At 73.6% G+C, this 13,202-nt stretch carries 16 protein-coding genes; 10 read left to right on the top strand and 6 right to left on the bottom strand.

Going from position 1 to position 13,202, the window contains the following annotated elements:
* Positions 1-112 precede the first annotated feature (112 nt).
* The 4 genes from DQE82_RS16730 (at position 113) to DQE82_RS16715 (ending at position 1,645) form a co-directional block, all read left to right on the top strand.
* Entirely contained in the window at positions 113-547 is a 435-nt protein-coding gene (locus DQE82_RS16730; protein WP_043325014.1) for a phage holin family protein, read from the top strand.
* Positions 544-885 carry a DUF3618 domain-containing protein gene (locus tag DQE82_RS16725; protein WP_043325013.1) on the top strand — a complete coding sequence of 114 codons (342 nt, stop codon included), beginning with the start codon at positions 544-546 and terminating at the stop codon, positions 883-885. Before DQE82_RS16730 ends, DQE82_RS16725 begins: the two co-directional genes overlap by 4 nt.
* Entirely contained in the window at positions 882-1,154 is a 273-nt protein-coding gene (locus tag DQE82_RS16720) for a DUF4235 domain-containing protein (RefSeq protein WP_043325012.1), read from the top strand. The genes DQE82_RS16725 and DQE82_RS16720 overlap by 4 nt, the downstream gene beginning before the upstream one ends.
* A gap of 287 nt (positions 1,155-1,441) precedes the next feature.
* Positions 1,442-1,645 (top strand): cold-shock protein, encoded by a 204-nt coding sequence (locus DQE82_RS16715; protein ID WP_007075740.1) that lies wholly within the window; start codon positions 1,442-1,444, stop codon positions 1,643-1,645.
* An 81-nt stretch (positions 1,646-1,726) separates the two neighbouring features.
* Here the strand turns inward: DQE82_RS16715 and DQE82_RS16710 are convergent, their stop codons facing one another.
* Positions 1,727-1,915 carry a hypothetical protein gene (locus DQE82_RS16710; protein ID WP_043325011.1) on the bottom strand — a complete coding sequence of 63 codons (189 nt, stop codon included), beginning with the start codon at positions 1,913-1,915 and terminating at the stop codon, positions 1,727-1,729.
* An 82-nt stretch (positions 1,916-1,997) separates the two neighbouring features.
* The gene (locus tag DQE82_RS16705) at positions 1,998-2,981 is read right to left on the bottom strand and encodes an aldo/keto reductase (protein ID WP_043325010.1); all 984 of its coding nucleotides are present in this window, start codon (positions 2,979-2,981) and stop codon (positions 1,998-2,000) included.
* Positions 2,982-3,065: 84 nt separating this feature from the next.
* Here DQE82_RS16705 and DQE82_RS16700 point away from each other — a divergent pair, with 84 nt between their 5' ends.
* Both DQE82_RS16700 and DQE82_RS16695 read left to right on the top strand, forming a co-directional pair.
* Positions 3,066-3,857 (top strand): trans-aconitate 2-methyltransferase, encoded by a 792-nt coding sequence (locus DQE82_RS16700; RefSeq protein WP_113973166.1) that lies wholly within the window; start codon positions 3,066-3,068, stop codon positions 3,855-3,857.
* On the top strand, positions 3,854-4,879 hold the full coding sequence (locus DQE82_RS16695) for an adenosine deaminase (RefSeq protein ID WP_064448740.1): 1,026 nt from the start codon (positions 3,854-3,856) through the stop codon (positions 4,877-4,879). Before DQE82_RS16700 ends, DQE82_RS16695 begins: the two co-directional genes overlap by 4 nt.
* Here the strand turns inward: DQE82_RS16695 and DQE82_RS16690 are convergent.
* The 3 genes from DQE82_RS16690 to DQE82_RS16680 all read right to left on the bottom strand — a co-directional run bounded on the left by DQE82_RS16690 (position 4,836) and on the right by DQE82_RS16680 (position 7,444).
* Positions 4,836-5,111 (bottom strand): hypothetical protein, encoded by a 276-nt coding sequence (locus tag DQE82_RS16690; protein ID WP_113973165.1) that lies wholly within the window; start codon positions 5,109-5,111, stop codon positions 4,836-4,838. The two genes, DQE82_RS16695 and DQE82_RS16690, sit on opposite strands and share 44 nt — an antisense overlap.
* A gap of 225 nt (positions 5,112-5,336) precedes the next feature.
* Complete coding sequence (locus tag DQE82_RS16685) at positions 5,337-6,725, bottom strand: HAMP domain-containing sensor histidine kinase (RefSeq protein WP_176722905.1); 1,389 nt, start codon at positions 6,723-6,725, stop codon at positions 5,337-5,339.
* Between the two features lie 29 nt (positions 6,726-6,754).
* Positions 6,755-7,444, bottom strand: coding sequence for a response regulator transcription factor (locus tag DQE82_RS16680; protein ID WP_064448739.1), 690 nt, complete (start codon positions 7,442-7,444; stop codon positions 6,755-6,757).
* 73 nt (positions 7,445-7,517) lie between these two features.
* Here DQE82_RS16680 and DQE82_RS16675 point away from each other — a divergent pair, with 73 nt between their 5' ends.
* The gene (locus DQE82_RS16675) at positions 7,518-8,447 is read left to right on the top strand and encodes an ADP-ribosylglycohydrolase family protein (RefSeq protein ID WP_113973164.1); all 930 of its coding nucleotides are present in this window, start codon (positions 7,518-7,520) and stop codon (positions 8,445-8,447) included.
* Positions 8,448-8,590: 143 nt separating this feature from the next.
* Here the strand turns inward: DQE82_RS16675 and DQE82_RS16670 are convergent, their stop codons facing one another.
* Positions 8,591-9,544 (bottom strand): YcnI family protein, encoded by a 954-nt coding sequence (locus DQE82_RS16670; protein WP_116962587.1) that lies wholly within the window; start codon positions 9,542-9,544, stop codon positions 8,591-8,593.
* A gap of 202 nt (positions 9,545-9,746) precedes the next feature.
* On the opposite strand from DQE82_RS16670, the gene thrS reads away from it, so the two are divergent.
* The 3 genes from thrS to DQE82_RS16655 are packed head-to-tail and all read left to right on the top strand — an operon-like array spanning position 9,747 to position 13,025.
* On the top strand, positions 9,747-11,768 hold the full coding sequence (thrS, locus tag DQE82_RS16665; RefSeq protein WP_043325007.1) for a threonine--tRNA ligase: 2,022 nt from the start codon (positions 9,747-9,749) through the stop codon (positions 11,766-11,768).
* A 10-nt stretch (positions 11,769-11,778) separates the two neighbouring features.
* Positions 11,779-12,339 (top strand): HIT domain-containing protein, encoded by a 561-nt coding sequence (locus DQE82_RS16660; RefSeq protein ID WP_043325006.1) that lies wholly within the window; start codon positions 11,779-11,781, stop codon positions 12,337-12,339.
* A gap of 32 nt (positions 12,340-12,371) precedes the next feature.
* The gene (locus DQE82_RS16655; protein WP_113973405.1) at positions 12,372-13,025 is read left to right on the top strand and encodes a hypothetical protein; all 654 of its coding nucleotides are present in this window, start codon (positions 12,372-12,374) and stop codon (positions 13,023-13,025) included.
* Positions 13,026-13,202 lie beyond the last annotated feature (177 nt).

The raw sequence follows: 13,202 nt of genomic DNA, 5'->3' as shown, positions 1-13,202 counted from the left end.
CTCACGGCGCCGGGTTCCGGCGGCGCGCGGCCGGGCGGACCGGCCGCGCCGCGCAGGATTGACGGGCGGCGACTCCGGGCATACAGCGCGGTGATGACGAAAGGAGGACAGCATGGCTGACGTCGCGAGTCGCAGCACGTCCCGGACCGGGAACGAGCCGTCCACCGCGGAACTGGTCCAGCGCGCCACCGAGCAGGTCACCCGTCTGGTACGGGACGAGCTGGCGCTGGCCCGGGCGGAACTGACCCAGAAGGGCAAGCACGCCGGGATCGGGATCGGTCTGTTCGGCGGCGGCGGGGTGATGGCGCTCTACGGCGCCGGCGCCCTGGTCGCCACCGTGATCCTGCTGCTGGCGCTGGTCATGCCGGCGTGGCTGGCGGCCCTGATCGTGGCGGTGGCGTTGTTCCTGCTCGCCGGGATCCTGGCGCTCGTGGGCAAGAAGCAGGTCAGCCGTGCCGTCCCGCCGGTGCCCGAGGCGGCCGTCCGTAGCGTGCGGGCGGACGTCGACACGGTCACCGCCGCGGTGAAGGACGGGAGACGGGCATGACCGGCAACGGAACCGGGGACGTGGCGGCGCTCCGGGAGGAGATCCGCCGGACCCGGGTGGAACTCGGTGAGACGATGGAGCTGCTCGCGGCCAGGGCCGACCCGAAGGCGCTGGTGCGGCACTCCGCCGAGGCGGCGAAGGCGCGGATGCGCGAGCAGGCGTCGCTGACCGCGGCCCGGGTGCGCGGGCGGGCGGCGGAGCGGGCCCGGCTGGTCCGGGCGCAGGCGTACGAGAAGGGTGAGGCGGTCGGGCGCAACCCGTTGCCGTGGGCGGCCGTCGCGGCCGGGGCCCTGGTGACGGTGGTGGTGCTGGCGATCGTCCGAGGGAGGCGCAGGTGAGCGGGAAGATCGGCAAGGCGGCGTACAAACCGGTGGGGGTGCTGCTCGGCCTGGCCGCCGGTACCGTCGCCGGCGTGATCTTCCGCCAGGTCTGGAAGTTGACAGCGGGCGACGGCGAGGCGCCGAGCGCCACCGACGAGGACCGCCGCTGGGGCGAGGTGCTCGCCGCCGCGGCCCTGCAGGGCGCCATCTTCTCGGTGGTGCGGGCCGCCGTCGACCGAGGTGGAGCGGTGGGCGTGCGCCGGTTGACCGGTCGCTGGCCGGACTGACGAAAGGCCGGAAAGGCCCCTTTCCCGAGCGCGGGAAAGGGGCCTTTCGCATGGCTCCGGCGGGGCCGCGCAGCGGCGTCGGCGCGACCTTCAGGTCACATGTCGGAGAATTTCGTCCGCTAGGCTGTGCGAAGTTTTTGCGTACGTGGTTTGCTGTCTCACGCTGTTGAGAGACGCGTGGGTTGAGAGAAGTCTCCGGTACTGGGGGCCGCCTCAGGCGCCGCTGCTCGAAAACGGCCAATCGGCCGCACGGCGTGCTCGGCCGCCAGTTTTAGAAGGAGATACACATGGCGCAGGGAACCGTGAAGTGGTTCAACGCTGACAAGGGCTTCGGCTTCATCACCGTCGACGGCGGGGGTGCTGACGTGTTCGTCCACTTCTCGGCCATCCAGACCAGCGGCTACCGCACGCTGGAGGAGAACCAGCGGGTGGAGTTCGAGATCGCCCAGGGTCAGAAGGGTCCGCAGGCCGAGCAGGTCCGCCCCATCTGAGCTGACCGCACCGGCCGCGCCGGCCGGTGCCGGAAGCCCCGCATCCCGTACGGGAGGCGGGGCTTCGCCTTGCCCGGCGCCTCAGCGGCGGGCACGCATGCCCCACCACAGCCCGACGAGTCCGATCAGGATCAGCACCGCGCCCACGTACGCCCAGAGCCGCTCGTCGCTCAGCGCGCTGCCCTCGACATACCCGAGCCCGAGCACCGTCCACAGCGCACCCAGCACCACGGCGAGCAGCCCCACTGTGAGCCGGAACCAGCCCCTCATCGTTCCCCCTCCGACGACGACAGTTCCGCTCCAGCATGCCCGGCGGCGCGGGCGGCCGGCGACGCCGCGCCGGCCGGCCGGCTCACCACCGGTCGTGCACCTGCGGGCGGATCAGCTCGTCGTAGGCGGCCCGCACCGCGGCCAGCTCCACGTCGGTCAGTGCCGGCTGGCCGGCTGCCTCCGCGTTGCGCCGCGCCTGCTCGGGGGAGCGGGCGCCGGGGATCACCACCGTCACGCCCGGCTGGTCGAGGATCCAGCGCAGCGCGAACTGCGCCATCGTGCGGTCGTCGCCGACCAGCGGCGCGAGCCGGCGCACCGCGGCCAGGCCCAGGTCGTAGTCGACGCCGGAGAACGTCTCGCCGACGTCGAACGACTCACCGTGCCGGTTGAACGTGCGGTGGTCGTCCGCCGGGAACGTGGTGTTCTCGTCGTAGCGGCCGGAGAGCAGGCCGCTGGCCAGCGGCACCCGGGCGATGATCCCGACCCCGGCGGCAGCGGCGGCGGGCAGCACCTGCTCCAGCGGCTTGTGCCGGACCGCGTTGAGGATGATCTGCACGCTCGCCACCCCGGGCCGGGCGATGGCGGTGAGCGCCTGGTCGCAGGTCTCCACGCTGACGCCGTACCCGGCCACGCGCTCCTCGGCGACGAGCGTGTCGAGGGCGTCGAAGACCCGGTCGTCGGCGAAGACGGCGGTGGGCGGGCAGTGCAACTGCACCAGGTCGAGCGTGTCGACGCCGAGGTTGGCGCGGGATCTGTCGGTCCAGGCCCGGAAGTTGTCGAGTGTGTACGCCTCCGGCGTCTGCTCCACCCGTCGGCCCATCTTGGTGGCCACGGTGAGCCCGTGTCCGGGGCGGGAGCGCAGGAACCGGCCGATCAGCGCCTCGCTGCGGCCGTCGCCGTACACGTCGGCGGTGTCCAGGAAGGTGACGCCCGCGTCGACGGCGGCGGCGAGCACGGCGAGCGCCGCGTCCTCGCTGACCTCGCCCCAGTCCGCGCCGAGCTGCCACGCGCCGAGTCCGATGATGCCGACGTGCCGGCCGAGCCGGTCGAAGCTGCGCTGTTCCACCCGGTCGAGCCTAGTGAGCCGCTTGCCGTGGCGCGCGGCGGGCCGTACGGTCCAAAAAGACGTACGTACGGTTTGGAGGCTGTCATGTGGGATCCGCGCACCTACCTGCGCTACGGCGACGAGCGCTCCCGGCCGTTCCACGACCTGCTGGCCCGGGTCGGCGCCGAGTACCCGCGTGCCGTGGTCGACCTCGGCTGCGGCCCCGGCACGCTCACCGCCACGCTCGCCGGCCGCTGGCCCGGCAGCCGGGTCACCGGCCTGGACTCCTCCCCGGAGATGATCGCCCGGGCGAGCGCCGAGAGTGGACCGGTCGGCTACGCCGTCGGCGACGTCCGCGACTGGCGGCCCGAGCCCGACGTCGACGTGCTGGTCGGCAACGCCGTGCTCCAGTGGGTGCCGGAGCACCGCGACCTGCTCCGCCGCTGGGCGCACGCACTGCCGGCGGGCGCCTGGATGGCGTTCCAGGTGCCGGGCAACTTCGACGCGCCGTCGCACCGGCTGCTGCGCTCCGTCGCCGCGCGGGAACCGTGGCGCGACGCGGTCGCCGGCAAGCTGCGCGAGGCGCCGGTCGACGAACCCGTCGGCTACGCCACGCTGCTGACCGGCGTGGGCTGCGCGGTCGACGCCTGGGAGACTACGTACGTGCATCTGCTGCCCGCCACCGGCGCCGACCACCCGGTGCTGGCCTGGATGGAGGGCACGGCGCTGCGCCCGGTCCGCGCCGCGCTGGACGCCGCCGGCTGGGCCGCCTTCCGCGCCGAGCTGGGGGTACGGCTCGCGCAGGCGTACCCGGTGCGGCAGGGTCAGGTGTACTTCCCGTTCCGCCGGATCTTCATGGTGGCCCGCACCGGCGCCCGCGCAGAGGAGAACTCGTGACCGACCTGCCCACCTTCATCGCCGGACTACCAAAGGTGGAGCTGCACGTGCACCACGTCGGCTCCGCCTCGCCCCGGATCGTCGCCGAGCTGGCCGCCCGGCACGAGGGGCGCAGCCCGGTGCCGGCCGACCCGGAGGCGCTCGCCGACTACTTCGCGTTCCGCGACTTCGCCCACTTCATCGAGGTCTACCTCAGCGTGGTGGACCTCATCCGCGACGCCGACGACGTCTGGCTGCTCACCCACGAGGTCGCCCGGGAACTGGCCCGCCAGCAGGTCCGGTACGCCGAGCTGACCGTCACGCCGTACTCGCACGTGAACCGGGGCATCCCGGCGCCGGCGTTCTGCGAGGCCATCGAGGACGCCCGCAAACGCGCCGAGGCCGACTTCGGCATCGCGCTGCGCTGGTGCTTCGACATCCCCGGCGAGGCCGGCCTGCCCGCCGCCGAGCAGACGCTGCGGATCGCGCTCGACGAACGACCCGACGGGCTGATCAGCTTCGGCCTCGGTGGCCCCGAGATCGGCGTGCCCCGGCCGCAGTTCAAGCCGTACTTCGACCAGGCGCGGGCGGCCGGGCTGCGCTCGGTGCCGCACGCCGGTGAGACCACCGGCCCGGAGACGATCTGGGACGCGCTGCGCGAACTGGGCGCCGAGCGGATCGGCCACGGCATCTCCGCCGTGCAGGACCCGGCGCTGCTGACCTACCTGGCCGAGCGGCGGATCCCGCTGGAGATCTCCCCGACCTCCAACGTGCGGACCCGGGCCGTGCCGAGCATCGACGCGCACCCGCTGCCCCGGATCGTCGAGGCCGGCGTGCCGGTCAGCATCAACTCCGACGACCCGCCGATGTTCGGCACCACGCTCAACGACGAGTACGCGGTGGCCGCCCGGCTGCTGCGACTCGGTCCGGACGGCGTCGCCGCGCTGGCCCGCGACGCGGTCGCCGCTGCGTTCCTGCCCCCGGCCGAGCAGGCCCGGATCAGCGCCGAGATCGACGCGTACCGGGTGAGCGCGGCACGCTGAGCGGCCGTACCGGCGTCGGCCGCCGGGAACCCCGGGGCGGCCGGCGCCGCGCGGTCAGCATCACCCCGGCCAGGGCCAGCGCGGACAGCGCGGCGGCCGGACCTGACGCGACAGCCGCCGGCCGGACCGGGCCGTGGGCGAGCACCGGGTCCTGCCAGAAGGCGAGCGTGAGGGCGATGCCCAGGCCGATCACGGCGGCCCAGCGGAGCAGACGGCCGACGGTCGGCGTCATGACGGTCACCTCGCCCGGAACGACGGGAGAGCGCGCGACGGGAGCGAGGTGTGGGGGGACCGAACTCCCGCCGCGCGCACCGATCCGTCGGCCGAAAGGTGTTACGGGGCGTCCCGGCCGACGGAACTGATGGGTTCTGTCGGTAATCCTGGCAGTTCACGGCGGTTTCCCGGCCGTCGTTAAACCACCTTTAAGGAGAACTTGCGCCGGCCCACAGTCAAGGCGTCAGCGCGGACGCGGCCAGCGCCGCCCGGCACGCGGCTCGCGGGCGTCCCGGGCCATCCGTCCGACCAGCCCGAACCGGTTCACCGGCCGGGGCGCCGCGTCCGGGTCGGCCAGCAACATGACCACGCTGGCCCCGCCCAGCCGGGCCCGGTCGATGCTCACCGAACCGTTGGCCTGCAACGCGACCCGCTTGGCGATGTCCAGCCCGAGCCCGGTGGAGCCCTGGTCGCTCTCGCCCCGGCGCAGCGCCCGGTCCGGGTTCGGGATGCCCGGCCCGGCGTCGTCGATCCGGATCGCCACCCAGCCGTCCCGGCGGCTCACCGCCACCTCGAACGCGGTGCCCTGCGGCGTGTACCGGAACACGTTGCCGATCACCGCGTCCAGCGCGGCGGCCAGCTCGGCGCGCGGCACCGGCGCCGGGATGCGCAACTGCGCACCGACCACCCGGTGCGGGCGGTTCTGGTCCCCGGCCAGCGCCGACCAGAACACCATCCGGTCCCGCACCACCTCGCTGACGTCGCACGACGCCGGCGCCGACTCCTGGCTCACCGCCTTGCGGGTCGTCTTGATCAGCTGGTCGACCTCGCCCTCCAGCGTGACGATCGCCTGCCGGATACGCCGGATGCCACGCCGCCGGTCCAGCTCCGCCTCACTGAACGTGCCGATGCTCGTGTCGTCGGACTCCAGCGCCTCGGCGTCCAGCCGCAGCGCGGTCAACGGCGTCCGCAGCCGGTGCGACAGGTCGGCGACCAGCTCGTGCTCGTCGGCACGCAACGCGACCAGCCGTTCCGTCATCCGGTTGAACGCGTGCCCGGCCTCGGCCAGCTCGCGCGGTCCGGTCGGCTCGACCCGTACCCCCAGCTCGCCGTCACCCACCGCGAGCGCCGCCTTGACCAGGTCGCCGGTGGCGTCCACGGCCCGGGCCGCCACCCGGTCGACCACCACCACCGCCGCGCCGACCAGCGCCAGCGCAATCCCGAGCAGCAGCAGCCAGCGGCCCCCGCCCTCGTCGAGCGCCTCGTCGGGTACGAAGACCTCCACCACGGCGACCCGCTCGCCGAGCACCACCGGGTCCAGCCGCAGCACCCCGCCGTCCACCTCGGTCACCACCGAACGCCGCTGCGCGGCGGCGTCGGCGAGAGCTGCCGCGTCGGCCCGGCCGGCGGACTCGTCCGCCCCGATGCCGTGCACCACCGGGCGCAGCGCCGGGTCGTCGCCCGCCGCGGCGGCCACCGCCCGCTCGACAGCAGCGGTGTCGGTGCTCACCGCCAGGGCCCCGGTCACCAGCGCGGCGCGACGCGCGGCGTCGGCCAGTTCCGCCTCCCGGGCCCGGTCGGCGAGGGTGAGCCCGAGCGGGACGAGGAAGGCGAGCGCGATCAGGCCGCACATGCCGGCGGTGAGCCCGGCCAGCGTCAGCCTCAGTCCGGCGCCACCAGCCGGAAGCCGACCCCCCGCACGGTGCGCAGGTAGCGCGGCTTCGCCGCGGACTCGCCCATTTTGCGGCGGAGCCAGTACAGGTGCACGTCGATGGTCTGGTCCTCGCCGACCGATGGCTGCCGCCATACCTCCTCCAAGAGTTCCCGCCGGGACACTACCCGGCCGGGACGTGCGGCGAGATACGCCAGCAGGTCGAATTCCTTGCGGGTCAGCGCCAGCGGTTCCCCGTCCAGCACCGCGCTGCGCTCACCCACGTCGACCCGCAGGCCGCCGACCGTGTGCACGGCCGGCGCGACGGTACGGCTGGCCCGCCCGGCCCGCCGCAGCACAGTGGTGATCCGGGCGTCCAGGTGCGCGCCGGTGAACGGCTTGACCATGTAGTCGTCCGCCCCGGCGCGCAGCAGACGCACCACGGACTGCTCGTCGTCGCGGGCGGTGGCGATGATGATCGGCACGTCGGTGATGCCACGCAGCATGCGCAGCGCGTCCGAGCCGTCCAGGTCGGGCAGACCGAGATCGAGCACCACCAAATCCGGTGTCTCGGCGGCGACCCGGCGCAGCGCGTCGAGCGCGGTGCCGACGGCGTGCACCGCGTGCCCCCGGTCGGTGAGCGACCGCAGCATGGCGCCGCGCACGACGTGGTCGTCTTCGACCAGCAGGACGGTTGCCACGTCAGCACCGTACTCGTCGTGGCAAGCCGGTCGCGTTGCGGCGGTCCGGCGAAGCGGGCAAGCTGGGACGGCGATGACGTTCACGCTCTTCCCCGACACCCGCCTCACGCTCGCCCGCGACGCGCTGGCCGGCCTGTCGGTGGGCGACGCCCTCGGCTCCCAGTTCTTCGTTCCCGGCCGGCGCCCGGACGACCTCGCCGCCGGCCGGCTGCCCGCGCCGCCGTGGGAGTGGACCGACGACACCGAGATGGCCTGCTCGGTGGTGGCCGAACTGGCTGCCGGGGCACGGATCGACAGGGACCGGCTGGCGTTGGCGTTCGCGCAGCGCTGCGAGCCCTACCGGGGGTACGGGCCGGGCGCGGTGAGGGTGCTGCGGCTGATCCGTACCGGCACGCCGTGGCCGGTGGCCGCCGCGTCCGCGTTCGACGGGCAGGGCTCCTGCGGCAACGGCGCGGCCATGCGGGTCGCGCCGCTCGGCGCCTGGCACGCCGACTCCACCCGGCGCGCCGCCGAGCAGGCCCGGGCGTCGGCCGAGGTGACCCACGCCCACCCGGAGGGCGTCGCCGGCGCGGTGGCGGTCGCTGTCGCCGCCTCGCTCGCCGCCCGCGCCCGCCTCGACGGCGACCGGCCCGAGCCGGCCCGGCTGCTCAGCGCCGTCGCCGGGGCGCTCGACCCGGCCGGGGAGGTGCACCAGGGGGTACGCCGGGCCGCCACGCTGCTCGGTCGTCCCGCCGCCGAGGCGGCCGACGCGCTCGGCAACGGATCCCGGGTCACCGCGCAGGACACCGTGCCGTTCACGCTCTGGGTCGCCGCCACGCTGCTGCACGACTATCCCGCCGCGATCCGCGTCTGCGTGGAGGCGGGCGGCGACGTGGACACCACAGCCGCGATCGTGGGCGGGATCGTTGCCGCGTACACCGGGGTCGGCGGGCCCGGCGGCGTGCCGCAGGACTGGCTGACCGCGCGCGAGCCCCTTCCCGGCTGGGTCACCACCCCCGCCTGACCCGTCTCACCCGCACCCGCGCTCGCGGTTTGCCGCCGTAGGAGTCCGAGATCTTGGTACGGAACGGCCCTCCTGGGGGCCGTTCCGTACCAAGATCTACTGTGGTCTCGCATCGGTGCTCCCGCTTGCTGGGCGGGCGGCGGTCAGGGGCGCGTGGAGGCGGTGCCGGCGGTGACGGGTTCGCCGGCTTCGGAGGTCGCGCTCTCGAGGGCCGCGTTGCCGACGCGGGGCACGCTGTCTTGGGTCGCGGTGGCGTCGGGAGGTGTGCGGCAGTCGGGGGCCGCGGTGGTGTCGTCGAGCGGCAGGGTCATGGCGTCGCGCCGGCGGCGGCTGAGCAGCCAGCCGATCGCCGCGCCGCCGGCCAGTCCGGCGAGCAGGCCGCCGCCGAGCAGCAGGTCCGCGCTCGGCCCGTCGTCGACCGTGCCGGCCGTCGGCGCGCCGTTCGGGGCACCGTTCTGCACCCCGCCCTGCACCCCGCCCGCCGCGCCGTGACCGCCGTGCGCGCCGCCGTTCGTGCCGGCGCCGTTCGCGCCGGGGTCGCCGTTGTGCGTCATGGCGCCCGGCAGCGGCGGCAGCAGGTCGACGGTCGGCGCCGGGTGCTTGCCGCCCGCCGGGTCGGCCCACTGCACGACGGTGCCGTCGGCGTACGTCTGGGTCACTGTGAACGTGAGCCGGTCGGTGGCGGGCATCGGACCCATGCCGAGCGGCAGCCGGGCCGCTCCGGCGCCGGTGCCGGGCACCCGCAGCCAGGTCACCGAATGGGTCACCTGGTTCAGTTCGGCCGCGTGCATGCCGGGGACCGGCTGGTCCAGGGTGCGGGTGGTGATGGTCGGCGCCCAGTCCGGCACCGACAGCGGGTACACCTCGCCGATCGGGGCGTCCGGGGGCATGGTCAGTTCGATCTTCGTGGTGCGGGTGCCGGGGCGGTCCGCCGGCACCACCACAGACAGCTGGATCGCGTCGCCCTGGCGTACCTCGGCGGGAGAGGTCGTGACCGTGACCTCGGCCGCGCTCGCCGCGCCCGGCCAGCTCACCGCTCCGGCGAGCGCGGCGGCCAGCAGCGCCGCCGCCCACCGGCCCTGACGAATCATCCTCATCGTGGCCCCCATCCATCTCGACCGGGGCCGGTCCGGCTCCGGCCCCACCTGGTAGTTCGGGCGGCGGGGCGAAAAGGTTCAACGCGGGCCGAACTCGTTGCCGGCGGGCAGCGGCGTCGGCGACGGCACGCCTCGGGGCGACCGATAGCATCGCAGGGGCCGGTCACCGGCCGATCCGTACCGTCGACGACTAGGAGTCACCGTGTCCGCACCCCGTACCCCCGTCGTGGCCGACCCCGTCGTCGTCGCCGCCGGGACCACGGCGGCCGACGCGGTGGCCGCGGCCGGCCTGCCGATGAGCGGGCCGAAGGCGATCGTGGTGGTCCGCGATCCGCAGGGCCAGCTGCGCGACCTGGACTGGCGTCCGGCCGAGGAGGTCGCGGTCGAGCCGGTCGCGCTGGACAGCCCGGACGGGCTGAACGTGCTGCGCCACTCCACCGCGCACGTGCTGGCCCAGGCGGTGCAGGACGTCTTCCCGGAGGCGAAGCTCGGCATCGGCCCGCCGATCGAGAACGGCTTCTACTACGACTTCGGCGTCGACAAGCCGTTCCAGCCGGACGACCTGGCCAAGCTCGAGAAGCGCATGCAGGAGATCGTCAAGTCCGGCCAGCGGTTCCGCCGCCGCCGGTTCGCCGACCTGGACGAGGCGCGGTCCGAGCTGGCCGCCGAGCCGTTCAAGCTGGAGCTGATCGAGGTCAAGGGGGAGGGGCTGGACTCCTCCGAGGTGATGGAGGTGGGCGGCGGCGAGCTGACCATCTACGACAACCTCGCCGCGAACGAGGACAAGGTCTGCTGGTCGGACCTGTGCCGCGGCCCGCACCTGCCGAACACCCGGCTGATCGGCGCGTTCAAGCTGATGCGCTCGGCCGCCGCGTACTGGCGCGGGTCGGAGAAAAACCCGCAGCTGCAGCGCGTGTACGGCACCGCGTGGCCGACCCGCGACGAGCTCAAGGCGTACCTGAAGCTCCTGGAGGAGGCCGCCCGCCGCGACCACCGCAAGCTCGGCGCGGACCTCGACCTGTTCAGCTTCCCCGACGAGATCGGCTCCGGCCTGCCGGTCTTCCACCCCAAGGGTGGCGTGCTCAAGCGGGTGATGGAGGACTACGTCCGGGCGCGGCACGTCGAGGAGGGCTTCGACTACGTCGGTACGCCGCACATCTCCAAGGAAGGTCTCTTCCACACGTCGGGACACCTGCCCTACTACAAGGACACGATGTTCCCGCCGATGGAGATGGAGGGCAGCGACTACTACCTCAAGGCCATGAACTGCCCGATGCACAACCTGATCTACCGGTCGCGCGGGCGGTCCTACCGGCAGCTGCCGCTGCGGCTGTTCGAGTTCGGCACGGTCTACCGGTACGAGAAGTCGGGCGTCATCCACGGCCTGACCCGGGTGCGCGGATTCACCCAGGACGACTCGCACTCCTACTGCACGAAGGAGCAGGCGCCGGCCGAGATCAAGCACCTGCTCGGCTTCGTGCTCAGCCTGCTGCGCGACTTCGGCATCGACGACTTCTACCTGGAGCTGTCGACCCGCGACGACTCGAAGCCGGACAAGTTCGTCGGGTCCGACGAGGACTGGGCGACCGCCACCGCCGTGCTGGAGCAGTGCGCGCTGGAGACCGGGCTGGAGCTGGTGCCGGACCCGGGCGGCGCGGCGTTCTACGGCCCAAAGATCTCCGTGCAGGCCAAGGACGCCATCGGCCGGACCTGGCAGATGTCGACGATTCAATACGACTTCAACCAGCCGAAGGGCTTCGGGCTGGAGTACCAGGCCGCCGACGGCACCCGGCAGCAGCCGGTGATGATCCACTGCGCCAAGTTCGGGTCGATCGAGCGGTTCATCGGCGTGCTCACCGAGCACTACGCGGGCGCGTTCCCGGCCTGGCTGGCGCCGGTGCAGGTGGTCGGCATCCCGATCCGCGAGGAGCACGGCGACTACCTGGTCGACTTCGCCGCGACGCTGCGCCGGCACGGCGTCCGGGCCGAGGTGGACCTGGGCGACGACCGGATGCAGAAGAAGATCCGCAACGCGCAGCAGCAGAAGATCCCGTTCATGGTGATCGCCGGGGACGACGACGTGGCCGCCGGCACCGTCTCGTTCCGCTACCGGGACGGCTCGCAGCGCAACGGCGTGCCGATCGACGAGGCGGTCGCGCACGTGCGCGAGGTGGTGGAGTCGCGCACCAACGCCGGTCCTGCCGCCGAGCGGGCCGGATCGTAGGATCGCCGGTGTGACAGGGGCGGAGCGGGACACCGGGTACGGCGGCGACAACGGTCTGGCGGACGGGCTGGACCGGCTCTGGACGCCGCACCGGATGACCTACATCTCCGGCGAGGACCGGCCCGAGGGCGGGTACGAGAAGCCGGCCGGCTGCCCGTTCTGCCTCGCGCCCGGGCTGCCGGCCGAGGAGTCCCTGGTGGTGGCCCGGGGCGAGCACGTCTTCGCGGTGCTCAACCTCTACCCGTACAACCCCGGGCACCTGCTGGTCTGCCCCTACCGGCACGTGGCCGACTACACCGAGCTGGACGAGCCGGAGACGGTCGAGCTGGCCGCGTTCACCAAGGCCGCCATGCGGGTGGTCCGGCACGTCTCCAGCGCGCACGGCTTCAACCTGGGCATGAACCAGGGTGGCGTGGCGGGCGCGGGCATCGCCGCGCACCTGCACCAGCACGTGGTGCCGCGCTGGGGCGGCGACGCCAACTTCATGCCGGTGATCGGCCGGACGAAGGTGCTGCCGCAACTGCTCGCCGACACCCGCGAGCTGCTCGCCAAGGCGTGGGCGGCGGCCTGACGCCGGCCCGTTCCGACAGTACGATCTTGCGCATGGCTCTCCTGCACCGCGCGGAACTGCGCCCCTCGAAACTGGAGCTGCTCGTACCCTGGCTGCCCGGCCGGTCCTGGTTCGCCGGGGAGGCGGGCGCGGAGGTCACCCGGGTCGCGGCGTACCGGTTCGACGATCCGGCCGGTGAGGTGGGCGTCGAGACGCTGCTCGTGCGCGCCGGTGACGGCCCGGTGCTCCAGGTGCCGCTGACCTACCGGGGCGCGCCGCTGGCCGGGGCGGACGACTTCTTCGTGGGTCTCGTCGAGCACTCGGTGCTCGGCCGCCGCTGGGTGTACGACGCCTGCGGCGACCCGGTGTACCCGCCGCTGCTTGCTGCCGCAGTGCTCGCCGACGCCGGCCAGGCCGAGGAGTATTTCGAGGTCGACGGCAAGCGTGAGATGCGTCCGGCGAGCATGACGCTGACCGGGAGCCGGACCGGCCGCCCGGTGCCGACCGGTCCGGCTTCGGCTGGTTCGGTGTCGGCTGGTTCGGTTTCGACCGGCTCGGGTGACGGCGGCGTGACGGTGGTCCGGGTGGGGGACGTCGAGCTTGCGGTGGTCCGGCGGCCCGTACCGGCCGAGGTGCCGGGCTCCGGCGGGCTCACCGGCTCCTGGCCGGGCCAGGACGAGCCGGTGCTGCTGGCCTACGCGCGCTGACGGCTCGCCGGGCGGCGGCGTTCCTCCGCAGAGCCGGATCGGGAGGGATGACCTCGGACCGATATACCTCAGAGTCATATTTATGACTCTGAGGTATATCGCTTCACCGCGAACGTCCACCGCCTGGCGTCACGCGGCGTGACCGCGCCCGGACTCTTCGGCTACGAACCGGCCCGC

This window comes from Micromonospora sp. LHW51205 (genome assembly GCF_003315815.1).
In the GTDB taxonomy this organism is placed as follows: Bacteria; Actinomycetota; Actinomycetes; order Mycobacteriales; family Micromonosporaceae; genus Micromonospora; species Micromonospora chalcea.
This window is presented reverse-complemented; position numbering and strand designations above follow the sequence as displayed.